The sequence below is a fragment of the Oceanobacillus sp. FSL H7-0719 genome, from assembly GCF_045040795.1.
In the GTDB taxonomy this organism is placed as follows: Bacteria; Bacillota; Bacilli; order Bacillales; family Amphibacillaceae; genus Oceanobacillus.
In genome coordinates, this window is sequence record NZ_CP150301.1 from 639,829 (window position 1) to 665,907 (window position 26,079).

At 35.9% G+C, this 26,079-nt stretch carries 26 protein-coding genes and 6 tRNA genes; 27 read left to right on the forward strand and 5 right to left on the reverse strand.

Annotation, left to right across the window (positions count from 1 at the left end):
- Positions 1-76: 76 nt before the first annotated feature.
- The 10 genes from NST93_RS03240 (at position 77) to NST93_RS03285 (ending at position 10,357) form a co-directional block, all read left to right on the forward strand.
- The gene (locus NST93_RS03240) at positions 77-706 is read left to right on the forward strand and encodes a helix-turn-helix transcriptional regulator (RefSeq protein WP_405101144.1); all 630 of its coding nucleotides are present in this window, start codon (positions 77-79) and stop codon (positions 704-706) included.
- Between the two features lie 20 nt (positions 707-726).
- Positions 727-1,545, forward strand: a complete 819-nt coding sequence (locus NST93_RS03245) for a pyruvate, water dikinase regulatory protein (protein WP_405101146.1) — start codon at positions 727-729, stop codon at positions 1,543-1,545.
- A gap of 528 nt (positions 1,546-2,073) precedes the next feature.
- Positions 2,074-3,888, forward strand: a complete 1,815-nt coding sequence (gene dnaG / locus NST93_RS03250) for a DNA primase (RefSeq protein WP_405101148.1) — start codon at positions 2,074-2,076, stop codon at positions 3,886-3,888.
- Positions 3,889-3,916: 28 nt separating this feature from the next.
- Positions 3,917-5,032, forward strand: coding sequence for an RNA polymerase sigma factor RpoD (gene rpoD, locus NST93_RS03255; protein ID WP_405101150.1), 1,116 nt, complete (start codon positions 3,917-3,919; stop codon positions 5,030-5,032).
- Positions 5,033-5,133: 101 nt separating this feature from the next.
- A complete protein-coding gene (locus tag NST93_RS03260; RefSeq protein ID WP_405101152.1) occupies positions 5,134-5,682 on the forward strand; it encodes a hypothetical protein in 549 nt (182 codons plus the stop codon).
- Positions 5,683-5,781: 99 nt separating this feature from the next.
- Positions 5,782-6,180 carry a c-type cytochrome gene (locus NST93_RS03265; RefSeq protein ID WP_405101154.1) on the forward strand — a complete coding sequence of 133 codons (399 nt, stop codon included), beginning with the start codon at positions 5,782-5,784 and terminating at the stop codon, positions 6,178-6,180.
- Between the two features lie 72 nt (positions 6,181-6,252).
- Positions 6,253-6,969 carry a tRNA (adenine(22)-N(1))-methyltransferase gene (locus NST93_RS03270; RefSeq protein WP_405101156.1) on the forward strand — a complete coding sequence of 239 codons (717 nt, stop codon included), beginning with the start codon at positions 6,253-6,255 and terminating at the stop codon, positions 6,967-6,969.
- A complete protein-coding gene (locus NST93_RS03275; RefSeq protein ID WP_405101158.1) occupies positions 6,962-8,077 on the forward strand; it encodes a Nif3-like dinuclear metal center hexameric protein in 1,116 nt (371 codons plus the stop codon). Before NST93_RS03270 ends, NST93_RS03275 begins: the two co-directional genes overlap by 8 nt.
- A 34-nt stretch (positions 8,078-8,111) precedes the next feature.
- Positions 8,112-9,431 (forward strand): DEAD/DEAH box helicase, encoded by a 1,320-nt coding sequence (locus tag NST93_RS03280; protein ID WP_405101160.1) that lies wholly within the window; start codon positions 8,112-8,114, stop codon positions 9,429-9,431.
- Between the two features lie 26 nt (positions 9,432-9,457).
- Positions 9,458-10,357: a deoxyribonuclease IV gene (locus NST93_RS03285; RefSeq protein WP_405101162.1), complete on the forward strand. Its 900-nt coding sequence runs from the start codon at positions 9,458-9,460 to the stop codon at positions 10,355-10,357.
- Positions 10,358-10,412: 55 nt separating this feature from the next.
- Here NST93_RS03285 and NST93_RS03290 read toward each other — a convergent pair whose 3' ends face one another.
- Positions 10,413-10,697 (reverse strand): DUF2624 family protein, encoded by a 285-nt coding sequence (locus tag NST93_RS03290; protein ID WP_405101164.1) that lies wholly within the window; start codon positions 10,695-10,697, stop codon positions 10,413-10,415.
- Positions 10,698-10,894: 197 nt separating this feature from the next.
- On the opposite strand from NST93_RS03290, the gene NST93_RS03295 reads away from it, so the two are divergent.
- Entirely contained in the window at positions 10,895-11,230 is a 336-nt protein-coding gene (locus tag NST93_RS03295) for a hypothetical protein (protein WP_405101166.1), read from the forward strand.
- Between the two features lie 41 nt (positions 11,231-11,271).
- On the opposite strand, the gene NST93_RS03300 is transcribed toward NST93_RS03295, so the two are convergent.
- On the reverse strand, positions 11,272-11,559 hold the full coding sequence (locus NST93_RS03300; protein ID WP_405101168.1) for a hypothetical protein: 288 nt from the start codon (positions 11,557-11,559) through the stop codon (positions 11,272-11,274).
- A 74-nt stretch (positions 11,560-11,633) separates the two neighbouring features.
- Between NST93_RS03300 and NST93_RS03305 the strand changes: the two genes are divergently transcribed.
- The 11 genes from NST93_RS03305 to phoU all read left to right on the forward strand — a co-directional run bounded on the left by NST93_RS03305 (position 11,634) and on the right by phoU (position 19,056).
- Entirely contained in the window at positions 11,634-12,263 is a 630-nt protein-coding gene (locus NST93_RS03305; RefSeq protein ID WP_405101170.1) for an NfeD family protein, read from the forward strand.
- Between the two features lie 213 nt (positions 12,264-12,476).
- Positions 12,477-14,102: a Na/Pi cotransporter family protein gene (locus NST93_RS03310; protein WP_405101172.1), complete on the forward strand. Its 1,626-nt coding sequence runs from the start codon at positions 12,477-12,479 to the stop codon at positions 14,100-14,102.
- A gap of 257 nt (positions 14,103-14,359) precedes the next feature.
- Positions 14,360-14,434, forward strand: a tRNA-Asn gene (locus tag NST93_RS03315).
- Between the two features lies 1 nt (position 14,435).
- Positions 14,436-14,509: transfer RNA gene (locus NST93_RS03320), tRNA-Met, on the forward strand.
- Positions 14,510-14,625: 116 nt separating this feature from the next.
- Positions 14,626-14,702: transfer RNA gene (locus tag NST93_RS03325), tRNA-His, on the forward strand.
- Between the two features lie 14 nt (positions 14,703-14,716).
- A tRNA-Ile gene (locus NST93_RS03330) sits at positions 14,717-14,793 on the forward strand.
- A gap of 15 nt (positions 14,794-14,808) precedes the next feature.
- A tRNA-Ser gene (locus NST93_RS03335) sits at positions 14,809-14,901 on the forward strand.
- Between the two features lie 202 nt (positions 14,902-15,103).
- Positions 15,104-15,179 (forward strand) — tRNA-Phe (locus NST93_RS03340).
- Positions 15,180-15,363: 184 nt separating this feature from the next.
- Complete coding sequence (locus NST93_RS03345) at positions 15,364-15,975, forward strand: superoxide dismutase (protein WP_405101174.1); 612 nt, start codon at positions 15,364-15,366, stop codon at positions 15,973-15,975.
- 150 nt (positions 15,976-16,125) lie between these two features.
- Positions 16,126-18,267: a peptidoglycan D,D-transpeptidase FtsI family protein gene (locus NST93_RS03350; protein WP_405101176.1), complete on the forward strand. Its 2,142-nt coding sequence runs from the start codon at positions 16,126-16,128 to the stop codon at positions 18,265-18,267.
- A 132-nt stretch (positions 18,268-18,399) separates the two neighbouring features.
- Positions 18,400-19,056: a phosphate signaling complex protein PhoU gene (phoU, locus tag NST93_RS03355; protein WP_405101178.1), complete on the forward strand. Its 657-nt coding sequence runs from the start codon at positions 18,400-18,402 to the stop codon at positions 19,054-19,056.
- A gap of 112 nt (positions 19,057-19,168) precedes the next feature.
- On the opposite strand, the gene NST93_RS03360 is transcribed toward phoU, so the two are convergent.
- Complete coding sequence (locus tag NST93_RS03360; protein WP_405101180.1) at positions 19,169-19,765, reverse strand: hypothetical protein; 597 nt, start codon at positions 19,763-19,765, stop codon at positions 19,169-19,171.
- Positions 19,766-19,800: 35 nt separating this feature from the next.
- Positions 19,801-20,022: a hypothetical protein gene (locus NST93_RS03365; protein WP_405101182.1), complete on the reverse strand. Its 222-nt coding sequence runs from the start codon at positions 20,020-20,022 to the stop codon at positions 19,801-19,803.
- Positions 20,023-20,198: 176 nt separating this feature from the next.
- Between NST93_RS03365 and rpmG the strand changes: the two genes are divergently transcribed.
- From rpmG to NST93_RS03390, 5 genes are all read left to right on the forward strand, one after another.
- Complete coding sequence (gene rpmG, locus NST93_RS03370) at positions 20,199-20,348, forward strand: 50S ribosomal protein L33 (protein ID WP_019377954.1); 150 nt, start codon at positions 20,199-20,201, stop codon at positions 20,346-20,348.
- Positions 20,349-20,500: 152 nt separating this feature from the next.
- Complete coding sequence (locus NST93_RS03375; RefSeq protein WP_405101184.1) at positions 20,501-22,051, forward strand: rhomboid family intramembrane serine protease; 1,551 nt, start codon at positions 20,501-20,503, stop codon at positions 22,049-22,051.
- 213 nt (positions 22,052-22,264) lie between these two features.
- Positions 22,265-22,477, forward strand: a complete 213-nt coding sequence (locus tag NST93_RS03380) for a YqgQ family protein (RefSeq protein ID WP_405101186.1) — start codon at positions 22,265-22,267, stop codon at positions 22,475-22,477.
- On the forward strand, positions 22,478-23,449 hold the full coding sequence (locus tag NST93_RS03385) for an ROK family glucokinase (protein WP_405101188.1): 972 nt from the start codon (positions 22,478-22,480) through the stop codon (positions 23,447-23,449). It abuts the gene before it with no gap.
- A 211-nt stretch (positions 23,450-23,660) separates the two neighbouring features.
- On the forward strand, positions 23,661-25,571 hold the full coding sequence (locus tag NST93_RS03390) for an LTA synthase family protein (RefSeq protein WP_405101190.1): 1,911 nt from the start codon (positions 23,661-23,663) through the stop codon (positions 25,569-25,571).
- A 136-nt stretch (positions 25,572-25,707) separates the two neighbouring features.
- Here NST93_RS03390 and NST93_RS03395 read toward each other — a convergent pair whose 3' ends face one another.
- Complete coding sequence (locus NST93_RS03395; RefSeq protein WP_405101192.1) at positions 25,708-25,884, reverse strand: DUF2759 family protein; 177 nt, start codon at positions 25,882-25,884, stop codon at positions 25,708-25,710.
- Positions 25,885-26,079: the final 195 nt, after the last annotated feature.

A 26,079-nucleotide genomic window follows, 5' to 3' on the forward strand; every position in this document is an offset into this window, starting at 1 on the left:
AACATAATTCCTTTCTACCGCTATTTAGTGTATAATATACTAATATTAGTATGGCTTTTTCTTGGGTGGTGAGAAAATGGAATTATCGGAGCGTCAAGAACAAATAATTGAGATTGTAAAACCGAATGGGCCGATTACTGGTGAAAAAATAGCCGAGCAATTAGGCTTGACGAGGGCAACTCTTCGTCCTGACCTGGCAATCTTAACGATGGCTGGATACTTGGAAGCCCGTCCTCGTGTTGGCTATTTCTTCACTGGTAAAACAGGTTCGGAATTGCTTACAGAAAACATAAAGAAAATGAAGGTTTATGAATATCAGCAAGTTCCTGTTGCGGTTCGAGAAGATTCATCCGTATATGATGCAATTACTACGATGTTTTTAGAAGACGTTGGCACCCTGTTTGTAGTTGATGAGCATTCATGCTTGACAGGGGTTCTATCAAGAAAGGACTTACTTCGTGCTAGCATCGGGCAGCAGCATTTAAATGAGATTCCTGTGCATATTATTATGACACGGATGCCAAATATAACGGTATGCAGAAAGAATGATCCATTAATCGAAGCAGCACAAAAATTAATTAGTCGACAAATCGATGGACTTCCAGTTGTTAAAGATACAGAAAAGGGTATGGAGATTATAGGCAGAATTACAAAGACTTCAATGACAAAAGCCTTAGTGGAATTAACATTGGAAGATCGCTATTAAATGTTCTGGGGAGGAATAGGATGAGTACTCAGCCAAATGTTTATATTTTATCTGATTCTGTAGGAGAAACAGCTGAATTAGTTGTTAAGGCTGGTTTAAGTCAATTTAATAATGGCGAATATAAAATTCACCGCGTTCCTTATGTTGAGGACAAAGAAACGATTGATGAATATTTGCAGATTATAAAAGCGAATAATGCGATGATTGGTTTTACTTTAGTAGAGCCAGAGTTGCGAAGCTATTTAAACGACCAAGCAGAAAAGATGGGTATTGAAGCTATTGATATTATGGGACCTACGATAAAGTCGATGGAAAGATTCTTCAGAACGGAACCAAGACTTGAACCTGGACTAGTACATAAGCTCGATGAGGATTATTTTAAAAGAGTAGAAGCCATCGAATTTGCTGTAAAATATGATGATGGGAGAGATCCCCGCGGGATTTCCCGAGCTGATATTATATTGGTGGGAGTATCCCGTACATCAAAGACACCATTATCACAGTATCTTGCAAACAAACGAATTAAAGTAGCCAATGTTCCTATTGTTCCAGAAGTCGACCCGCCGGAAGAGCTATTTGAGGTAAATCCTGAGAAATGTATTGGACTCAGAATCAGCCCGGATAAACTTAATGAAATTCGGAAGGAAAGACTGAAGGCACTAGGCTTGGGAAATCAGGCTACATATGCTACACTGAACCGCATTAATCAAGAACTGGAATATTTTAATTCAATAGTGGATAAAATTGGTTGTGAGGTTATTGATGTATCGAATAAGGCAGTAGAAGAAACAGCAAATTTGATTTTGCAAATGTTTAAGAAAAAACAAAATAAGTTTTAAATTAAGGTTTTTATAATATAATTTATTGTACACTTGTTATCCTTGTTACTATAAGAAACATTCTACAGAAAATCTGTAGAGTGTTTTCTTATGTATAGAAAAATTCGAGTCATAATAATAGAAAAAACGACAAATATGTATTATAATGATTTTTTGTGTAAACATATTACTATTAACATTATCGGACTGAGATATATTCTGAAAAATAAAACATTCACGAAAAAGAAGGAATGTTGCCTGTTTGTATAGAAATATACAATAATGGTGATATTTATTCGTCAAAACTATTTTCTTTAAGAAAGCAATTCTAATTTTCTTGAATTAGGAAAGTTTTAAGCGAAATGAAAGGAGAATAGCCAAACGAGTATAAAATAGATGCATATCCTCATGTCTGCTAAGAAAGCACAAAATGAACTATAACAACAGACAATCAAGCGCATCCGTATTTTGTCCGTTTTTTGAAGAAAATTGTCGTATTATGAAGGAATTTATCTCTTCATCGCGAATAAATAGAATATGGTGGTAAAGTTGAGCAATCAGATACCTGAGGAAGTAATAGAAGAAGTAAGAAAAGCCAATGATATAGTTGATGTTATTGGAGAATATGTTCAATTAACGAAACAAGGAAGAAATTATTTTGGTTTATGTCCATTTCACGGAGAGAAGACTCCCTCATTTTCAGTCACACAGGAGAAACAAATTTTCCATTGCTTTGGTTGTGGAAAAGGCGGTAATGTAGTGACCTTTTTAATGGAAATGGAGAGTTTTTCTTTTTATGAATCCTTGGAATTCCTGGCAAAAAGAACTGGTATTTCATTGCCGGAGAGTTCAGGGCAAAAAAGATTTTCCCATTCGGAAGAAAACCAAAGCATGCTGGATGCCTATGAGTGGTTAACTAAACTCTATCATCATTTACTCCGATTTACCAAAGATGGAAAGGCAGGGTATAGTTATTTTAAAGACAGACATATAAATGATGAGACAATTGAAGCATTTCAATTGGGATTTGCTCCGAATGCAAAGGACTTTATTGTTGAATTTTTAGAGAAGAAAGGCTTTAACAAACAACTTCTTGTTAAAGCGGGTTTAGTTTCATTACAGGAGGATAATACCGTAATAGACCGTTTTCGCGGCAGGATTATTTTTCCAATTCGAAATCATTTAGGAAAAACGGTGGCCTTTGGTGCCCGCTCGATCAATGATCAGGGTCCAAAGTATTTAAACAGCTCTGAAAGTGAGCTTTTTCATAAAGGAAAACTGTTATATAATTTTGATCTTGCAAAAAGGTATATTCGCAAAGAAAATGAAGCAATATTATTTGAAGGATATATGGATGTTATTTCTGCATATCAAGCAGGTGTAAAAAATGTCGTTGCAACAATGGGAACGGCAATCACGGAGCATCAAGCCAAACTTCTAAAACGCTATGTCAATGAGGTCGTTATTTGTTATGATGGCGACGCTGCTGGTCAGGAAGCAAGTTATAAAGCTGCAAACCTTCTTAGAAATGCTGGCTGTGAAGTGAAGGTTTCTTATCTGAAAGAAGGAGATGACCCAGACAGCTTTATTAAAGAGCATGGCGGGGAGGCTTTTCGAAATCAAGTAATCCGGGCAAGTGACACTTATATAACATTTTATATGCGTTATATCAAAAAGGATTATAATTTAAGTCTGGAAGCAGAAAAATTAAACTATATTCAAAAGGTTTTAATGGAGCTCTCCATGGTTGAAAGCTCTATAGAAAGGGAATATTATTTACAAGAGCTAAGTAAGGAATTCGAAATGCCAATTGAGGCTCTGAGAGAAGAATTAGAAGGTATTTCAGTAAAATCAGCGAATAAACAGCATAAGTCTGTTGAGAACAGTAATACTAAGAAGACTGGAAATTATGAAGTGCGAAGGAAGTTATTGCCAGCATTTCATAATGCCGAGAGAAGAGTTATTTATCATATGCTGTTAAATGAGTGGGTTGCCGAACGAGTTCAATCCGAAATAGGTGCAAACTTTAGAGTAGATGATCACAAAATAATTGTGACACATCTCTATGGGTTTTATGAAGCAGGCAACGCACCGGATGTAAGTAAATTTATCGAAAATATTACAGACGAACATTTAAAGCAATTAATAACGGAGATTGTGATGCTTCCTGAGATGGAAGAGGTCATTGATAAAGCACTCCAGGATTATATTCACATTATAAAAGAACAAACAGACGAACAAAGCACGATTAGTGAGTTAAAGGAACGATTGAAAGTTGCAGAACAGGAAAGCGATCCTTTAAAAGCTGCTCAAATTGGACAGCAAATATTAGAAATTCGCAGGAAATTGAAGAAGAATTCTTAAGTTTATATAGTTGGAAGGAGGGGGACTCATGGCCGAAAAAAAGCCTACTCAAACAAAGGAAACTGAATTAACATTGGAGATGGCGAAAGAGAAATTAGTTGAGATTGGAAAGAAGCGCGGTACATTAGCCTATGAAGAGGTGGCTGACCGACTCTCTAATTTTGAAATTGAATCGGATGAAATGGATGAATTTTATGAGTACCTGGGTGAACAAGGAATAGAAGTGATTGGAGAGTCTGAGGATGATCCAAGTATGCAGCAAATAGCTAAGGAAGAAGAAATCGATACGAAAGACTTAAGTGTGCCATTAGGGATTAAGATAAATGATCCAGTGCGTATGTATCTTAAAGAAATTGGTCGTGTGAATTTATTATCTGCTGCAGAAGAAATTGAACTTGCATCCCGTATTGAAGAAGGGGATGAAGAAGCGAAACGCAGACTGACGGAAGCAAACTTGCGTCTCGTAGTAAGTATCGCAAAACGTTATGTAGGACGCGGTATGCTGTTTCTTGATTTAATCCAAGAAGGAAATATGGGTCTGATTAAAGCAGTGGAAAAGTTTGATTACCGAAAAGGCTTTAAATTCAGTACGTATGCTACATGGTGGATTCGTCAAGCGATAACTCGCGCAATTGCGGACCAAGCTAGAACGATTCGTATCCCAGTGCATATGGTCGAAACGATTAATAAATTAATCCGTGTGCAGCGTTCTTTACTTCAGGATTTAGGCAGGGAGCCGACACCTGAGGAAATCGGTGAAGAGATGGAACTTTCACCAGAAAAGGTAAGAGATATTTTGAAAATTGCTCAAGAGCCTGTATCCTTAGAAACACCGATTGGTGAAGAAGATGATTCACATTTAGGTGACTTTATTGAAGACCAAGAAGCAATTTCACCATCAGACCATGCTGCCTACGAGCTATTAAAAGAGCAGCTTGAAGATGTCTTAGATACGCTGACAGATAGAGAAGAAAATGTGCTTCGTCTTCGTTTTGGACTGGATGATGGCCGTACAAGAACTTTGGAAGAAGTAGGGAAAGTATTTGGTGTAACCCGTGAACGGATTCGCCAAATTGAAGCAAAAGCTTTAAGAAAGCTTCGTCACCCTAGTCGCAGCAAGCGTCTCAAAGACTTTTTGGATTAATGATGATGGTCATTGTTTACACATATGTGTAAGCAATGGCTATTTAGCTGGAAAATAAAGCAGAAATATTTTCTTGCCATATGACATTGGAGTGGATATGGATGGAAGAAAAGCGTATTGCTACGATTGTTAATGAAATTGAGTATTGGAAAAAACATAAACTCCTGCCAGATCAGCAATGTGATTTTTTACTTGCACTGTATACAAATGGAGAAAAAGTCACGAAAATTCCGGGAAAAAGTAAAATGAACATAAGCCATGAATCGAGAATGATAAAAATGATGCAATTAATCATATTATTGCTTCTGTTACCGTTTTCATTTCTTGTTTTATATTTTACTGAATTTCACAGCTATTTGCAACTGGGAATTTTAGCATTGTTTTTTAGCTACGCTTTCTGGAGTTTTTTTAATCTTAAACAAACATCGAATAATTATTACCATCTCAGCTTGATGATTAGTTTATTCTTGCTGATGTTTTTTACAATCGTTTTTGCTAAACTGCTCTTCAATCAGTCAGATACAGTTAATCTAATTATCATACTTAACTTTATTCTGTGGTTGGTGATCGGAAGATATTATAAACTTCAATATTTGATTATTGGAGGTATATTAGGGCTAATTTTTGTCATTGTTTATTTATTTCTATAAATTTACTAGCATTTCCCTTTAAAAGTCTTGAAATATAGAGTAAACTATATATAGTCTTTTATAGATAGAATTTAGGGGATTACATAAGGAGGAAACATAATGAAAAAAGGTGTGTTACCTTACGCAATTATTGCTATTTTAGGGATTGTAGCAGTAATCATTATTTCGGTTATTGGCTTGAATCATCGTGCAGAGATTGCTGAAGGTACAGATAATGGAACGGAACAAACTGAAAATGGCGGCGAAGAAAGCGGATCTGAAGAAGGTGAAACTGCTGGAGGAGATGCAGATGCTGTTTTCCAAAATAACTGTGCAATGTGTCATGGTGCTGATCTTTCCGGTGGAGCAGGTCCTGACTTAACTGCTGTTGGAGCAAGTCACTCCGCAGATGAAATTAAAGAAATTATTCAAAATGGAACTGGCTCAATGCCTCCTGTTCCAGCAGTTCAAGGTGAAGAGCTAGAAGCGCTTGCAACTTGGCTAAGTGAAAAACAGTAACAATATTATCTATAAAGGAATCAAAAAGCTTTCTGATATCAGAAAGCTTTTCTTATTCAAAAGGAGTATACAATGAACGAAAATAGTTTTAAGCTTTCACAACGCTTGGTCAACGTAGCTTCTTATTTGCCTGAGGGTGCGACTTTTGCGGACATCGGGTCTGACCATGCTTATTTACCATGCTATGTATGCTTAAAGGACCAGACAGCTGCTGCAATTGCCGGTGAAGTGAATCAAGGGCCATTTGAAAGTGCAAAGAAAAATGTGAGAAAAAATGGGTTAGAATATAGAGTAGAGGTTCGTCTGGGGAACGGCCTTGAAGTATTAAAGCATGCGAATGAAGTGAAGCAAATTGTAATTGCCGGTATGGGTGGTGCTTTGATTGCACAGATACTTGAAGAAGGCAAAGGTAAATTAACTGGTGTTACAAGGATTATTGCTCAGCCGAATATTGACGCAAGACAAGTCAGAGAATGGCTTCATCAACATGGATTTCAACTGTCAGATGAACAAATTATTGATGAAAAAGGGCATATTTATGAAATCCTAGTTGCCGATCGCCAAGTAGAGTCTCCTTATACTGACGAACTTTTTAATAAGCAATTATTGTTCGGGCCCTATTTAATGAAAAACAAAACAGAAGCATTTTATCAAAAATGGACACTTGAAAAACAAAAGCTTATGTCTGTTATTCATCAGATGAAACAAGCTAATGTGTTAAATGTTAAAAAAATAGAGCAATTTACAAATGAATTAAAATGGATCGAGGAGGAATTAACTGATGGCTAGTATTCCGACTAATTCAGATATCTTCAAGCTGATCGAAGATTTAGCGCCGAAAACGAAAGCCTACGATTGGGATAATGTTGGTCTGCAGATTGGAAATTACCAGAAGCAACCCAAGAAAATTATGATCACGTTAGATGTCATAGAGGCAGTGGTTGATGAAGCAATCGAGAACAATGTTGATTTGATTATCGCGCATCATCCTCTTTTCTTCAAATCATTGAAACGAATTGATACGAACACCCCGGAAGGACGAATTATATCCAAGCTGATTCGTCATGATATTACTGTATATGCGGCCCATACAAACCTTGATGTAGTGGAACAGGGTGTAAATGATATACTGGCCGATAAGCTGGATATAACAGAAAGAAAACCCCTTATAGGACTTGGAAGCGAAAAGCTTTATAAATATGCTGTTTATGTGCCTCAAGGTCACGAGCATGAGATAAAGGAAGTACTCGGGCGTGCTGGAGCAGGCTTGCAAGGAAACTACAGTCATTGCTCCTTTCAGGTTCAGGGAATAGGAGCATTTAAACCATTAACTGGTGCAGAGCCATTCATCGGTAAAGTTGATGAATTTGCTCTTGTTGATGAATTTAAAATTGAAGCTATTGTTCCTGAATCACGGTTGAATCGTGTCATAAAGCAAGTAATGACTGCCCACCCTTACGAAGAGCCTGCCTTTGATATAGTTGAACTTAAGAATGAAGGAGAAGCCTGGGGACTGGGAAGGGTAGGCAAGGTTGCTCAAGAAGTTACACTGCAAGAATATGTGGTCAAAGTTAAAGAGAAGCTAAATCTAACGGATGTGCGTGTTGTTGGAGATTTAAACAAGAAAATTAAAAAAGCTGCCATTGTTGGTGGCAGTGGAGAAAAATATATTCACAATGCTTTAAGAGCCGGTGCCGACGTCTATATTACAGGCGATTTAAGCTTTCATCCGGCACAAGCTGCTTGGCAATCAGGACTGGCTGTTATCGATGCCGGTCACTACATTGAGGCAACTATGAAAGATGCAATATGCGATTATCTGCAAAGCAAGCTAGGAGAATCTAATATAGATGTTCTAGTTTCTCACGTAGATACAGACCCATTCAAGTACTTATAAATGCGCATTACTTAATAGAAGAAGGAGTACAATTATGACGAAAAAATCATTTCAATCCTTAGGTATGCACCCTGTACTATCAAAAGTCATTGAAAAACTGCAATTTAGGGAACCGACAGAAATCCAGGAAAAAGTTATTCCATCAATAATTCAAGGAAAGAGTGTAATAGGCCAATCCCGCACTGGATCTGGGAAAACACATGCATTTTTATTGCCGCTCTTTAATCAGATTGATACAAGTAAACGTGAAGTTCAATTTGTGATTACAGCTCCAACAAGAGAACTGGCAATACAGATTTATGATGAAGTGAAGAAAATAATACATTATGCTGAGAAAGAAGAAATTTGGATTCCTAAGCTATTAATCGGCGGAACGGATAAGCAAAGAATGATGGAAAAGTTGAAAAATCCGCCACATATAATCGTTGGTACACCTGGGCGCATACTGGATCTTGTTACATCTGAAGCACTTTCTGTCTATTCGGCAAAAACTTTTGTTATTGATGAAGCAGATTTGATGTTAGACCTTGGATTTATTAATGATGTCGACAAGCTGCTTGTTCGTGCAAAACAAGATATTCAGCTGTTAGTATTCTCTGCGACGATACCAGAGCGGTTACAACACTTTTTCAGGAAGTATCTTGAAAATCCGCTATATGTTAGAATAGATGATCATTTTTCACCAGAAACAATGGAACATCGTTTTATTGCTCTAAAACATCGAAGCAAAGCTGCTGTAATTAAAGAAATATCAAAGGCTATCCAGCCATATTTAGCATTAATATTTACAAATGGTAAAAATGAAGCAGATGAATTATTAGGAAAACTGCTAAATGAAGGATTAAATGCTGGCATCATTCATGGTGGATTAACCCCCAGAGAACGAAAGCGCGTATTAAAAGAAATTCAAAATCTGAAATACGAATATGTTGTAGCGACAGATCTAGCATCAAGAGGAATTGATATTAAGGGTGTAAGCCATGTAATTAATGCTGGCCTTCCAAAAGAAGAAGAGTTCTACATTCATCGGGTTGGAAGAACTGCTCGGGCAGGACAAGAGGGAACTGCAATCAGCTTATATACTGAAGACGACTTCAAGTTGATCGATAACCTTGAGCAGAAAGGACTTACAATTTCTTATGTTGATATCGTGGACGAAGCCTTTGTTGAGGCGAAACCATGGAATAAGCGGCAGCTGAGACAAAAAAATACCACGGTACTTGAAAAGGAAGCCTGGAAACAAGTCCGTAAGTCTAAAAAGGTAAAACCTGGCTATAAGAAAAAAATGAAAAAAGAACAAGAAAACATTAAAAGAAAATTAGCTGCAAAGCAGAAAAGCAAACGAAGAAGATAAAAAAATGTATAGGAGAGGTGTCAGTTTTGTTAAAAATTGGTTCACACGTATCCATGAGCGGGAAAAAAATGCTCTTGGGATCGAGCGAAGAAGCAACTAAATATGGAGCAAATACATTAATGATTTATACCGGTGCTCCGCAAAATACAAGAAGAAAACCTATTGAAGAGCTAAATATAGAAGCAGGAACAGCACATATGAAAGAAAACGGCATCAGTGATATTATTGTTCATGCACCGTATATTATTAATATTGGAAATACACAAAAGCCAGCGACTTTTGAACTGGGAGTGAATTTCCTGCGAAGTGAAATTGAAAGAACTGAAGCCATTGGGGCAAAACAGATCGTCCTTCATCCTGGAGCACATGTCGGAGCGGGATCAGATGAAGGAATTAAAAAAATTATCGAAGGACTAAACGAGGTTTTGTCCAAGGACATTGATGTGCAAATTGCATTAGAAACAATGGCAGGAAAAGGTACAGAAATTGGAAGGAATTTTGAAGAGATTGCTCGGATTATTGATGGTGTTACTTTAAATGAAAAGCTTTCCGTGTGTATGGATACATGCCATATTCATGATGCTGGATATGACATTGTTAATGACTTTGATGGTGTGCTAAATGACTTTGATAAGCTTATTGGGATAGAACGCATTAAAGTTGTTCATGTGAATGATAGTAAAAATCCACTGGGAGCACATAAAGACCGCCATGAGAATATAGGTTTTGGACATATAGGCTTTGATCCATTACTTTATATCATTAACCACCCACAGCTGCAGGAAGTACCGAAAATTTTAGAAACACCATTTGTAGGTGAAGATAAGAAAAATAAAAAAGCTCCATATAAGTTTGAAATTGAAATGATTAAAAAAGGTGAATTTCAGTCTGAATTAAAAGAAATGATATTATCTCAGTCAATATAGAAATAATGAATAAAGCAGGCTCCGAAGTGGCATTAACTACTTTGGAGCCTGTTTTTTACTGAAAATAATTTTCTAAACCATAGGCTGTTATTATTTGCAGGAATAAATTTTTAGCTTTATTTGCTGTAGCATGGTTTGTAATTTCAGCAATTTTCTTATGAAGCTTATCGATTTCCTGTAAAGAAAAAATATCAAAGTCATTTTCATGAATATATTTAAGGATATGTTTTGCTTCCGTTTCAGTCAATGTTATTCCGTATTGATTGCTATAGTATAATAATTCCTCTTTTCTCAGTTGTTTCATTTTATTCTTTATTATTTCTTTTAAAATGACAGACATTTTTTACCTCCTTCTTTAGTTTCTCCTATATAGCCTATGCAGCGAAATGTATATCTTTGCTTAGAATGCATGATAATCAGCAAATTGTTAGTAAAAAACAGTGAAATAAGCTGTTTGTGGCTGGCAAGAAATAACATCATAGATAAACAATCATTCCATAAACTATAGTTGCACCAAATTAAAAGGGAGGTTACCATATGAATCGCTCTGACAATAAGTCAAATGTAGAACCACAGTTAGAATATAATAAACAAAGCAGAAGAGATAATTATTCACGGGACGAAGAATATGCAGCCGAATTTACAGCGGATGACTATAAGGAGAAAGATAGTCCTGAAGTAATAAGCATGTATGGCTGGATAGGTTTGGCTTTGTCCGTAATTTCGTTTTTCATGTGGCCTGTAGTATTAGGACTGGCTGGAATTGTATTAGGTTTTGTTTCTCGAAGCAAGGGTGCGAATACGTTGGGAAATATTGCAATTACAGTTGGTGTGATTTCAATCTTAATCCGATTAATTATGCTTCCTTTTTAGTGAATGCAGAGGCTGGAACTTCAGCCTCTATTTTTATGCTTTTAATTACTGTCATAGTATAATGGAAAGTAATAGAATGTATAGGGGGAAAGTATACGGTAATCAATTCCGGGATTTAACTTTTGAAAATCGTGAATAATTTGTTCGATATCTAAATCCTCTAATGAATTAATCTCTTCTGTGACTGATAGTACTGTATCGCCAGGAGTGATTTTAACTTGAATTGCATTTTGAGGGACTGTTTCTCTGTCTGCACCTGGTTTTGATAAATCGTGTATCATACTTAAAAGCAAGAATAACATCAATAAAATAAGGCATAATTTTTTCATTGAGATATTTTACTCCTTTTTTGAAACAATTTGCCTTGCTCATTCGTAAAGATAGTAGGAGAGGGGGAATATGAATGGCAATTTTTGATTATGAATGGATTGGCTTTGTCATTACTTTCTTAGGAACGCTTTTTTTAATCGGTGAAGTACTCGTTAATATGCGTGGATTATTTGCTTTATTAGGTATTGGTTTTATCACCGTTTACTTTGGTGCATATGTAGGTACAGAGTCTGTTATTCTTATGATTATTATTTATTTCGTTGGTTTAGTACTGATTGTTATTGACGGTAAAATAGTCAATGACGGAACACTGGCAACGATTGGACTAGTTAGCATGCTTACAGCAGTTGGTATTGCTGCTCCCAGCGTAGCTGCAGCAGTTTACGCGATAATTGGGGTTTTACTTGGGGTAGGCTGTTCATTCTTTTTCTTAAAGGTTTTCAAAAGAAGAGAAATGTGGACGAAAATTGCATTAAAAGACCAATTGAGCAAAGAAGCTGGTTATAATTCAATGAATATGGAGTATGAGACGCTCGTAAATGAGGTAGGCGTCACGTTAAATGATCTGCGTCCAGTCGGAACAATTAAAATAAATGGCAAAGATTATAGTGCAATCTCTGATGGGAAGTGGATTAAAAAAGATAGTAAAGTCAGGGTTGTTAAAGTAGATGGCACAAAGATTTTAGTTGAAGAAACTTTATAAAAAAGACATAAATAGCACTTAGGTTTTGATTACTAAGGGCTATTTTTATTTTTTATAAATAAAAGTATTGACAGTGCGGCAAAATAATACATAATTCGAGTTAAAATATCCTTTTATTAAGTTTATGTAAATTTATATAATAACTCTTTACAAATCCTTCACAGTAATTTAATAATAAGAAGGTATGTATTTTGGATGAAAGGATGAATGTAATTGGATATAGACATTCAGTCGCTCATATTTGAATTTTTGGGCGGTATTGGTATTTTCCTGCTTGGAATAAAATTTATGGGAGAAGGGCTTCAGCGTTCAGCTGGTGACAGATTACGTGAGCTTTTAGATAAGTATACGAGCAACCCATTTTTAGGAGTTCTTACAGGTATTATTGTAACCGTATTGATTCAGAGTAGTTCTGGAACCACCGTGCTTACAGTTGGTTTAGTAAGTGCAGGTTTTATGACACTGAGACAAGCGATCGGCGTTATCATGGGAGCGAATATTGGTACGACAGTAACAGCATTTATTATCGGTATTGATATCGGAGAATACGCGCTTCCAATTTTAGCAATAGGAAGTTTTATGATTTTCTTCTTCAATAATCAAAAACTTACAGCTATAGGACAAGCATTATTTGGCTTTGGAGCGCTATTTTTCGGTCTGGATCTAATGAGCAGCGGGATGTCTCCATTGCGGGATTTAGAAGCATTTCATAACTTAACATTAAGCATGAGCGAAACCCCAATTTTGGGTGTTGTAATTGGTACGGTATTTACAATGATTGTTCAAAGCTCTAGTGCTACAATCGGTATATTGCAAGGTCTCTATTCGCAAGAAGCAATTGATATATATGCTGCTCTTCCGGTGTTGCTCGGAGATAATATTGGAACAACAATAACAGCAATTATTGCCTCACTTGGTGCATCCATCACAGCCAAAAGAGCCGCATTGACGCACGTTGTATTTAACTTAATTGGGGCGATTTTCTTTTTAGTGTTTTTAGGATTATTTACATCGTTAATCGTATTTTTTGAAGCGCAATTAAACTTAAATCCACAAATGACAATTGCATTTGCGCATGGTTCGTATAACTTACTGAATACAGCAATTCAATTCCCATTCATTGGCGCATTAGCTTGGCTGGTTACTAAATTAATACCTGGTGAAGACAGTGTGATTGAATATCGACCAAAACATTTAGATCCGCTTGTAATTAAAAAGTCATCTTCTTTGGCTTTAGAACAAGCAAAAGCAGAAATTGTGCATATGGGTGAATTCGCATACCGAGGTTTAGAAGAAACATCTAAATTTATATCGAGTTCGAATCCAAAGCACTCGGAAACAGCTTTACAAATAGAAGGAGCGCTTAATAATCTTGATCATAAAGTTACTGAGTATCTTGTCGATATTTCTGCAGATTCCATGACGAAGCTGGAAAGAGCGAAACACAGTTTCTTATTAGATAGTGTGCGTGATATCGAAAGGATAGGAGACCATTTTGAGAATATTATCGAACTTGGCGAATATAAGATTTCAAATAAGGTAAATCTTACAGAACAAGCAATGGAAGATTTAAATAATATGATTGATTTAACCTTATTAGCAGTGAAACAAGCTGTAGAGTCTCTAAATGATCGAGATAAAGAAGCTGCATTAGAAGTAACGAAAAAAGAAGAGCAAATTGACCAAATGGAAAGAAATTACCGCAAGAAACATATTATACGTGTTAACGAAGGTCTCTGCTCTGCAACAGCAGGCATTGTATTCGTTGATATTTTAAGCAATTTAGAGCGCATTGGAGATCATGCCGTAAACATTGCTGAGAAGATATTAGAAGACTAAAAAAGGGAGGAAACTTTTTCCTCTCTTTTTTTATATGCATTATTTATAAAAATATAGTATAATGAAATTTCATTGAAAAGAAACGTGAATTTACTTTTTTTTACTTTTCACTTGATTTTTTTGGCAAGCATGATATTATTACTATCGATGACAAATTTCGACAGAGATAAAAACTTTTGCCAAAATGCAAAATAGTTGTTGACAGATTTGTTCTAACATGATAAATTATATCTTGTTGTTAATTATTTTTTACATATTCCACAGTAGCTCAGTGGTAGAGCAATCGGCTGTTAACCGATCGGTCGTAGGTTCGAATCCTACCTGTGGAGCCATGGCGGCGTAGCTCAGCTGGCGAGAGCGTACGGTTCATACCCGTGAGGTCGTGGGTTCGATCCCCTCCGCCGCTATAAATAGCATTGTGAGAACGACTAATGTAGAACGCAGGCTGGAAAACCATTCAGAAGGCCTGCTAGTTCCAAGTCGTTGTGACAGCTGATATATTGTATAAACATTAAAAAATATGGCGGTCGTGGCGAAGCGGTTAACGCACCGGATTGTGGCTCCGGCACTTCGTGGGTTCGATCCCCACCGGTCGCCCCATATTATACTTAGAAGGACCCTTAGCTCAGTTGGTTAGAGCTATCGGCTCATAACCGATCGGTCGCAGGTTCGAGTCCTGCAGGGTCCACCATTAATTATCTCTTGGGGAGGTATACCCAAGTCCGGCTGAAGGGATCGGTCTTGAAAACCGACAGGCGGGTCAAACCGCGCGGGGGTTCGAATCCCTCTACCTCCTCCATACATAATAATATACTTTATACCAAGGCTCGTCAGCTCAGTCGGTAGAGCATAGCGTCTGCTACATTGAAAAACTTCTTCGCAGCTATGCGAGGAGTGCAGAGTGGATAAACTTGCAACACGACGAGCAACAAACATCCTTGAATACGCTTCGAAACAAAATATTGAAGCGAGAAGTTTTTAAAGACCTTAATTTATAATATGGCTCGGTAGCTCAGTCGGTAGAGCAACGGACTGAAAATCCGTGTGTCGGCGGTTCGATTCCGTCCCGAGCCACCATTTTATAATTGACAAGCGAAATGCTTGTTTTTTTGTTTTTAGGATTATGTTTTATATTTAAGATAGAAAGTTCATTTAATAATTGTTCAAAGTATGAAGCGTTAAATTTGCAACAGCATAAAAGCTTTGATAATCTAAGAATTAAGGTAATTATAACAATTATATTCAGGGAGGAAGATTATTTATGGCAAAATTTGAATTACCAGAGTTACCATATGCATATGATGCATTAGAAAAATCATTTGACAAAGAGACAATGAATATTCATCATACGAAACATCATAATACGTATGTTACAAAATTGAATGATGCTGTTGAAGGTCATGCAGATCTCGAAGCGAAGTCTGTAGAAGAGCTTATCAGTAATTTAGATGCAGTACCAGAAAATATTCGTACTGCTGTACGCAACAACGGTGGCGGGCATGCAAACCACAGCCTTTTCTGGAAAGTTTTATCACCAAACGGCGGCGGTGAACCAACTGGTGAACTAGCTGATAAAATTAATGAGAAGTTTGGAAGCTTTGATAAATTCAAAGAAGAGTTTGCTGCTGCAGCTACTGGCCGTTTTGGATCTGGCTGGGCATGGCTCGTATTAAATAATGGCGAGCTTGAAATTACAAGCACACCAAACCAAGATTCTCCATTAATGGAAGGTAAGCAGCCATTAGTAGGTCTTGATGTATGGGAACATGCTTATTATTTAAAATATCAAAACAAGCGTCCTGATTACATTGCTGCATTCTGGGATGTAGTAGACTGGGATGAAGTTACAAAGAACTATAACGAAGCAAAATAGGGCTTTACCCTGCAAAAACACGCGAAGTATTTCCTTCGCGTGTTTTTTTATGCATTCATTAATTAAACTTTCCTTTTTAGACGAAAAATTGCTTGAAGTATGGTAAAATAAATGAGTCATTGATAAAAATCGAAAAAGCGGGGAGAATAAATGGACGAGAAAAAGAAGAAAAAAGCGCAGCTTCCCTTTCGGACAAATATAATATTTTTTATTGTGTTTTTATTATTTTCATTATTAATTTTTCAATTAGGTATAGTTCAAATTTTAAATGGTGAAGCTTTTCAAGTTGAAATAGATCGTACCATCCAAGACACAACGAAAGTTCCGGTGCCTCGAGGCAAGATTTATGATTCGAACCGGAATCTGATAGTGGATAATAAACCAATTTACTCGATTACCTATACACCAGCTAAAGGTGTCCAGGCTGAGGAAAGGCTAGAGGTTGCTGAAAAATTATCAGCGTTTATTTCAATGGATAGTGAGAATGAATTGAAAAAAGTTAGTGATCTAGATAAGCGTGAGTATTTATATTTAATTGACCTCCGTAAAAACGAAGGGAAGTCAGAGGAAGAAAAAGAAGAAACTTTTGCTGATCGTTTATCCAAAGAAGAAACAAAAGATCTAACTAATGCAGAGGAATATAAACTAATTCTAGAGAAAATAACGGATGAAGAAATTAGTGAAAGTAATTTTAGCAAACAAGAGCTTGAAGTTATAAGAATTAAGAAAGAATTAGATAAAGCATATTCGTTGACACCACAAATTGTAAAGAATGAAAATGTTACTGCAGAGGAATATGCTCTTGTTTCCGAAAACCTTGCTGAACTCCCAGGAATAAATGCTACAACAGATTGGGAGAGAGAGTATCCGTATGACTCGACATTCCGCGTTCTATTAGGGAATATTACAACACACAAAACTGGCATACCAGCAGACAGTGTTGATTATTTCATGACAAGAGGTTACAGCAGAAATGATCGCGTAGGTTTAAGTGGTTTGGAAAAGCAATATGAAGAGGTGCTGCGAGGCAGGAAAGAACAGATAGAGTATACAACAACAAAATCTGGAGTTGTAATTGATTCCGAAACAATTGTAAAAGGTGAAAAAGGAAAAGACCTTATTCTTACAATTGATATGGAATTTCAGCAGGAAGTTGATAAAATAATACGAGAAGAATTAGAACATGCAATTAAGACAGATCCATATAATAATCGCTTTTTAACCGATGCACTGGCTGTAGCAATGAATCCGAAGACTGGCGAAGTTTTGTCTGTTTCCGGACAAAGTTATGACAAAAAGGATAACTCATTTATGGATAGTGCGCATAAGACACTTTATGATGCATATATGCCTGGTTCATCGATTAAAGGTGCAACAGTATTGGCTGGTTTGCAATCTGGCGTAATTAGTCCAGGACAGTCATTTCTTGATAAGCCAATCAAAATAAAAGGTACTCCTTGGAAACAATCTTTATCGAAAACCATCGGGTATGCGAATGACATTAAAGCTTTAAAAGAATCATCGAACGTTTATATGTTTTATATTGCCTTAAGAATGGGTGGGGAAACCCGCAATCCGTTTCCAAATAATAGTCCTGCATCTATCAATACAGCAGCTTGGCAAGAGATTAGAAATTATTTCCGTCAATTTGGTTTAGGGGCTCACACAGGTATTGACTATCCATATGAATCGCTGGGAGTCGAAGGTAAAGCTGAAGCTAAACCAGGGTTGCTAATGGACTATGCGATAGGCCAGTATGACACATATACTGTAATGCAGCTTGCACAGTATGTATCTACCATTGCCAACGATGGATATCGTGTAAAACCGCATTTCGTGAAAGAAATCAGGGAACCGATTGCTTCTTTGACAGAAATAGGACCACTGTATAAAAGTTCAAGTACAGAATACATGAATCGTATTGAAATGAGCAGTTCAAACATTGCTCGCGTTCAGGAAGGATTTAGACAGGCGTTTCAGGAACAGCGTGGTACTGCGTATAGTTACTTCGGAGGTAAAGATTATAACCCAGCTGGAAAAACTGGAACAGCTCAAAGTTTCTATTGGGATAATGCCGAAGAAAAGCTGTACGAAACAATTAATCGTTCCATGGTTGGCTATGCTCCAATGGATAATCCAGAGATTGCTTTTGCGGTAATCGTACCTTATATAGGCATTAACGCTAAAGAAGATGGAAATGTCGCAAACAGAATTAGTGAGAGAATTCTAGACGCGTACTTTGCTATACAGGATGAGTCAGAAGAAGATAAAGAAGAGACAGCAGATGAGTAATGCTGTCTCTTCTTTTTATAAATATATTAATAACAATCGTTTAACATTACTTTAACAATTATAGGGTATAATGAAGGAAAATATCTATTCTATTATTGTTAGTGCAGCTTTTATATAATTGGAGGAGATTCTATGGCACCGACACGAGAACAATTTCAAAGTGAATTAGAACAATTGAAAGAAGAAGTCATTAAAATGGCAAATATGGCAGGGGAGGCATTATCAAGGTCAGTTCATTCGTTATTTACTCAAGATGTGGCTCTTGCAAAACAAGTACTTGAAGAAGACAAGTACATTGATGAATTAGAAGCCGACATAAATGAAAAATCAGTATTATTAATTGCAAAGCAACAGCCGGTTGCTACAGATTTAAGACAAATTATTATTGCGTTGCGTGTAGTTACGGATATTGAAAGAATGGGTGATAATGCAAAAAATATTGCAAAGGCTGCAATACATCTTGATAAAAACTTATCTACTATTCCAGAAGGTTTAAAACAAATGCAAGAAATTACACTTGATATGCTAAAATCTTCAATGCATGCGTTTAAATATGAAGATATCACAATTGCTGGAAACTTAGCGGAGACAGATGATAAAGTAGATAAACTTTATAAACATATTGTCAGCGAATTATTGGGGGAAACAGCTACAAATCCGGACCGTATTCAATATATTATGCAGGTTGCTTTCTGTGCTCGATATTTAGAACGTTTTGCTGATCATATTACAAACATTGGGGAAAGTATTTTATACTTAGTTAAAGGTAAAAACTTTAATTTAAATTAACAGTAAGACAGGTATTATTAAGGCATATTTTTAATGACTTTATAACCTTTGATTTTTATTACAAAAAACCAGCATCTCATCATACGTAAGATGAGATGCTGGTTTTCATTTTTTAGTTTGTTAGTGCTTCGGCTATTTCGTAAAATGACATGCCTTGTTTTAGTGTGTGTTTACCGAGTTGCACACGTAAGGAATAGTCATTATCCTCTAGATAAGCAGTAAATTCTTTAGCATTGTCAATTAGCTTATTCTCTTGAAGTAGTGAACTGATTTGCGAAGAAGCCATGCCAGATGCAATATTAATAGTCACTGATTTAGGCTTGTTATCAGCTTTCTCTTTTTTGTCTTTTTCTTTTTCAGTTTTTTCAGCTTTTTCTTTTTCCTCAGTGTTCTTCTTTTCTTTTTCTTTTTTCTTATCTGCTTTCTTATCGGTATCTTTAGCGGAAGCAGTTTCTTCCTCTGGAGCTTCTTCTTTTGAAGTTTGCTCTTCACTTTCTGTTTCATTTTGATTGGCGTTTGCTACTGAATAGCTGATGTATTCTTTTTCCGTAAGTACCCGGTAGCCTTCTTGTTCTATGTGGGAGATCATTTCATCTGTTTCTAAATTTGCTTGATTTTTTGCTGCATCACCCAGGAAATAATAAACAGCGAGCATGATTAAAGCCGTAGTTAGCAAGCCGATAGAAAATGATCGTACTGTATATTTCATACTTTACTCCTTTTTTGAATGTATTCTCTGTCCAATCAGTCTTTGTCGTTTGAGACTGTGGAGTGGCTAGTATTTTCCGGAAGCAATTCTTCCTCCAGGATTTTTATCTTTTTCTTCATTTGATACGAGTCCTGCATTGTGGTTATTGAAAATTGCTCTAATTGGTTTTCCACTTCTTCGAGTCTATCATTCATGAAGTAGGATAGTACAAAAAGTATAACACCAATTGCTAGAATAGTAATGATTGTGATAAGCATTCGTTTCCCTCCCTTTAACTACATTATAGTTATATCACAGAATGCTGTTTGTGAAAACCTTAAATAAATTCCTTTCAATTCTTGATACTTTTAATAAACTCTGGTATTATAAATAAAGTCTTAAAACAAATGTTATGAAATTTGAAAGATAGTTTTTATAGTTTGGAGGGAAGACCATGCGCGTTAACATTACTTTAGCTTGTACAGAAACAGGAGATCGCAACTATATTACTACAAAAAACAAACGTACAAATCCTGAGCGTATCGAGCTTAAAAAATATTGTCCACGTCTTAAAAAACACACTTTACATCGTGAAACTAAATAAAGAAAAAAATGGAGCTCTTATCCTCGGATAAGAGTTTTATTTATTTGTTTTGCATATTAAAAATATATTTGCTGTTAATACAAATTATATGAACTGTATTCATATGATTTATGGAAGCACTTTGCTATGATAAATGAAAGGACGGTGAATACATGATTATAAATGAACAATATCTATTATATACATTTGCGGCAGATCTCGTGAAGAATCATCAGTTTAAGCTTGTGTATATAAATCATAAAACAAATGAAGTATGGCTTGAGAAATATGAAAATCGTTCATCTAAAATTGTACGAATGATACATAAAGGGTTTGATTGGAAAAACCATCTTAAAAGAGATATTTCATTTCTTTACCAGCGGATAATGAGTGCAAAACGTTTATTTGGGAAAAACATCGAAGTATATAATTTATACTTTACAACACATCCACCAGTAGACACATGGGAAGCTTTAAAGAGACCAATCCTCTCACAAGGAAAAAAACCTATAAAAATGCATGTTTATTACTTGGATGAGAATGATTATCCGGATGAAATAGAAAGATTCCAAAATGATCTCTTAGCTGCACCTATTAATTATGATTTAGAACAATCGAATGAAGTCAAAGAAGATGTGATTTCTTCAGCAAAGCAAAATTTTGCATATGCGCTCAATAATAAGCAACAGGAGTATACTACTATTTTCAGATTTGGGAAACCAATATTTTCTTATATTTTAATTGCAATTAATATTCTTCTTTTCATACTTTTAGAAATGAATGGTGGAAGCACATCCATTGAAACACTTATAAATTATGGAGCTAAATATAATACAGCGATAATGGAAAATGGAGAATGGTGGCGCTTGTTCAGCTCTATGTTTCTCCATATAGGCATCCTCCATCTGGCTATGAACATGCTTGCAATTTTTTATTTGGGAATTGCCGTCGAAAAAATCTATGGCAGTTTGCGTTTCTTATTTATATATGTAATAGCGGGTATTGGTGGCTCCATTGCCAGCTTTGCTTTTAGTACAAGTATTAGTGCTGGTGCTTCGGGTGCAATATTTGGTTTATTTGGTGCATTACTTTATTTCGGGACCGTTCATAAGCGGCTTTTTTTCCAGACAATGGGATCGAGTATTTTATTAATTATTGCTATCAACTTTGTTATAGGATTATCAATTGAGGAAATTGATATGGCTGCTCATTTCGGAGGACTAGTTGTCGGATTTTTTGCGGCTGCTATTGTTAATCTGCCTAAGAATAAAAATTTAAAAATACAATTGCTGGCCTGCCTAGCAACAATTATATTATTCTTCGGCACTGCTTATTATGGTGTCCATGCAAATACTGGCAGTCAATCCTTTCAATTATTAAAGCTGCAGGAATATATAGATGCAGAAGAATATCCAGAAGCAATTGAAATAGCCTCGGAAGCGTTGAACTTAGAGGGTGACTTGGAAAGTGTAATATTGTTCCAGCGTTCCTATGCATATATTGAACTTGGTGAATATGATAAAGCCCTTGTAGATTTAGAGAAGAGTACTTCTTACTCCAATCCGCTCCCAGAAGCATATTATAACTTGGCGCTATTGTATCAAATGGATGGACGGGAAGACGCTGCAGCAGCGGCTATAGAGAAGGCTTATGAAATGAATCCAGAAGGAGAAGGCTTTGCAGAACAATATGAAAAAATCACAGGAGAAAAGCCATTGGAATAATAATAAAAGAACCAGGTAAAAAATAATTATTCCTAATTCTTAAATATAGGGTATAATGGTTATAGACTAAATTTTTAATCACTTACTTACTGGACTCGGACAAAAAGGTTCGAGTCTTTTCTAATCAAAGACACAACGTGCAATATACCCAAAGATAACTATCCAAAATTTCCTTATCATCGTATATTTGATATAATAAAAAGTGGTGATATTATGCACACAGTTTATGACGTTCGTATGCTGTTAAAACGTTTTGGCACATTTATTTATTCTGGAGATCGAATTGGTGATCTCATTTTAATGGATGGCGAACTAAATGATTTATACAATATGCAATTTATTACAAACAAAGAATATACAACTGGAAAAGTGATTTTGCTTCAAGAAAAAAATCGATTAGAACTTAAAAAGGAAGAGGGACTTTGAATGGCTAGTTATATTGCGGGCGTGGATATTGGCGGGACGGCAATTAAATTTGGTTTAATATCTGCAGATGGAAAACTATTGGAAAAATGGAGCATAGACACAAACACGGAAGACAATGGTGTAACTATTATTTCGGATATTTGGGCTTCTCTTTCAAATGTATTAGAAAAAAATAAAATTGAAAAAGAGCATATTATTGGTATTGGTGCAGGGATTCCCGGATTTATTCATACAGAAGACGGGATTGTCTATGAAGCTGTGAATATTGGCTGGAAAAATCTAAAGTTTAAGGAAGAACTCGAGAGTCTGTCTGGACTGCCTGTTCACATTGAAAACGACGCAAATACCGCTGTTTTAGGTGAAAACTGGCAAGGTGCTGGAAATGAAGTCAGACATGTAATTGCTGTAACACTTGGAACAGGTGTTGGTGGGGGAATTATCACCAACGGCAAGATTTTAAATGGATCAAATGGCATGGCTGGCGAGCTTGGGCATATATTGATTGAAGAAGACGGTATACGATGTAATTGCGGAAACCGTGGTTGTCTGGAAACAATTGCTTCTGCAACAGGAATCGTTAAACAAGCGGAAAGAAAAATTGAGGAATACCCTGACTCCTCCATTGCAGCATTTCATCAAGAAAAACAAAAAATAACCGCACAGGATATATTTCTCTTGGCGGCTAATGGTGACCCATTGGCAATGGAAATTGTCGATTACACTGCTGAAGTATTGGGAAAAACTTTTGCTGATTTAGGTGTAATTTTAAACCCTGAAAAAATTCTAATTGGCGGGGGAGTTTCGAAAGCAGGTCAGCCGTTTCTAGATAAAATTATTGCTGCCTTTGAAGCAAATGCATTGCCGAGAGTAATTGATGGATGTGAAATTAAACTTGCTCAGCTTGGTAATGATGCAGGAATCATTGGAGCTGCTTTTCTTGTAAAGCAGAATGTGGAAGGAATTTCATTCTAGATTTTTTTCTAAATATCTAGTAGAATATAAACTTAGCATTAATAATATATAAAATTAATGCATAAAAATGAAACCTTTACCCCTTTATAGACGTCTTATAGTATAGATGGATTGTTAAGTTGTGTTTACAATCTATTCAATTAGGGAACTATGGAAGAAAAACATGTGTCTTTTCTTGCGTATGTTCGGGTAATATTTGGGAGGATTTAAAATGAGAAATAAACAAGCAAGAATACCATTATATATATTAACCAGCTTGCTTTTCGGTCTTAAAACATATATTGTTTACCGATTTATGTTCAATATTGAGTTAGATAATAGTATGCAGGAATTTATATTATTTATTAACCCATTTGTGTCTGCATTTCTGATCTTTGCTATTTCAGTATGGTTCAGTAAACCATCCAGACAGATGAAGTATTTGAGATATACAGCATTTATCATGAGTTTTGTTGTATTTGCAAACCTAGTGTTTTATCGTCAATTTACTGACTTTATTACAATTCCACAGTTATTTATGGGCAGCAACATGGCTGATTTAGGTTCTAGTATTCTAACATTGATCAAGCCTTATGATATTTTACTATTTGCAGATGCAGCGCTTATTTGGTATCTGAGTAAGAAACATGAAAATGCAATATCTGTAAATTACTTAAAACGAGGCAAGGTATTTGCTCTTGCAATGTCTTTACTTCTGCTTGCTGGGAACTTTTTCCTGGCAGAAATGGAAAGACCACAATTATTTACACGTGCTTTTGACAGGGAGTATTTAGTTAAAAATATTGGTATTTTTAACTACCATGTATATGATTTAGTGGTTCATTCAAAAGCTGAATCACAGCGCGTCTTTGCAGATGGGAATGAGCTTCCTGAAATTGAGCAGTATATTGATGAGAATGTAAAGCTTAGTGATGAAAAATCGGAATTATTTGGAGCAGCTAAAGGCAAAAACGTTATCTTCGTGAATGCAGAGTCTGTTCAAAACTTTGTTATTGGCAATGAAGTAAATGGCGAAGAGATAACTCCATTTTTAAATTCATTAGCAGAAGATGAGGATACCTATTATTTTGATAATTTCTATGAACAAACAGGTCAAGGAAAAACATCAGACTCTGAATTCCTTGTCGAAAATTCACTATACCCACTCTCCCGTGGGGCTGTATTCTTTACTCATGGTGGTAATGAATATCATGCAATGCCAGAAATTCTAAAAGAGGAAGGATATTTCTCTTCAGTACTCCACGCAAATAATAAGAGTTTCTGGAATAGAGATGGGATGTACCAAAGTTTAATGATTGATCATTTTTATAGTGAAGATGCATACGAAATTAATGAGGAAAATTCAGTTGGATGGGGCCTTAAAGATAAACCGTTCTTTGAACAATCCATTAAGTATCTGGAATCAATGGAACAGCCGTTTTATTCTAAATTAATCACATTGACGAACCATTTTCCATTCCAGCTGGACGAAGAAGACAAGTCAATTGAACCTTATGATTCAAATTCTAATACACTGAATAACTACTTCCCAGCTGTACGCTATGCAGACGAAGCACTGGAAGAATTCTTCGCACACTTGAAGGAATCGGGAGTGTATGAAAACTCAATTATTGTTATTATGGGAGACCATATAGGTATCAGTGCCAACCATAATAAAGCAATGAGTATGTACTTGGATAAAGAAGAGATTACTCCTGTTGATCAAGTTGAATTACAGAAGGTTCCATTATTTATTCACATACCTGGACATGGTAAAGGAGAAGTGAATTCAACATTAGGTGGACAGATTGATTTAAAACCAACTATTCTTAGCCTTTTAGGTATTGAGAATGAGTCTGATCTCTATTTTGGTAATGACCTATTTGCTAACGAAAGAAAAGGTTATATTGCGCTAAGGAATGGAGACTTTGTCAGCGATGATTATATCTCAACTGCTGGCCTTTGTTATGATATAGAAACTGGTGAATTGCTCGATTCTGATGAAGAGACAGATGAAAATACTGCTCAGACAGCAAATTCTGCATGTAATGCAATTCAGGACAAAGTTGATCTTGAATTAGGATACTCTGATGATTTGATATATGGAGATCTTTTCAGATTTATTAACTTTGATAATAAATAATACAAATGATTGCAGGTAGGACATTTCTTGTCCTATCTGCATTTCTTATAGAGAAGAAAAGGCGAATAAAACAAAAGATCAGCAGAACATCAATTGTTCTGCTGATCTTTTGTTTTATTTTTTATTGTTCATTTAATTATAAGTTGCCTAGCTCGGAAATTAAAGTTGCAATGGAGAAAAATCCGAATGATACAGCGGTAAGAGCTGAGAATGCTAATGCAAATAGGTTTTTAATTTTCAATTGACGAATGACGGATACAACTGCAAGAAGAGCAACTAGTAAAAATAAAATTGCTAAAATGATATGAAACATGAATGTAACCTCCTTATTTCTATTCTCCCCCAGCACACTTAAGAAGTGGAGCTAAGGACCCCTTAGTATTATTATGTAAGTACTCTATAGTTATTCTAATGCATATTCGTAATTTTGTCGAGATAAAACCATATTATTTGATTGGTTTCATGTTAAACTAGCTGCAAGCCATTCTACATGATACCTTTCGTTCAA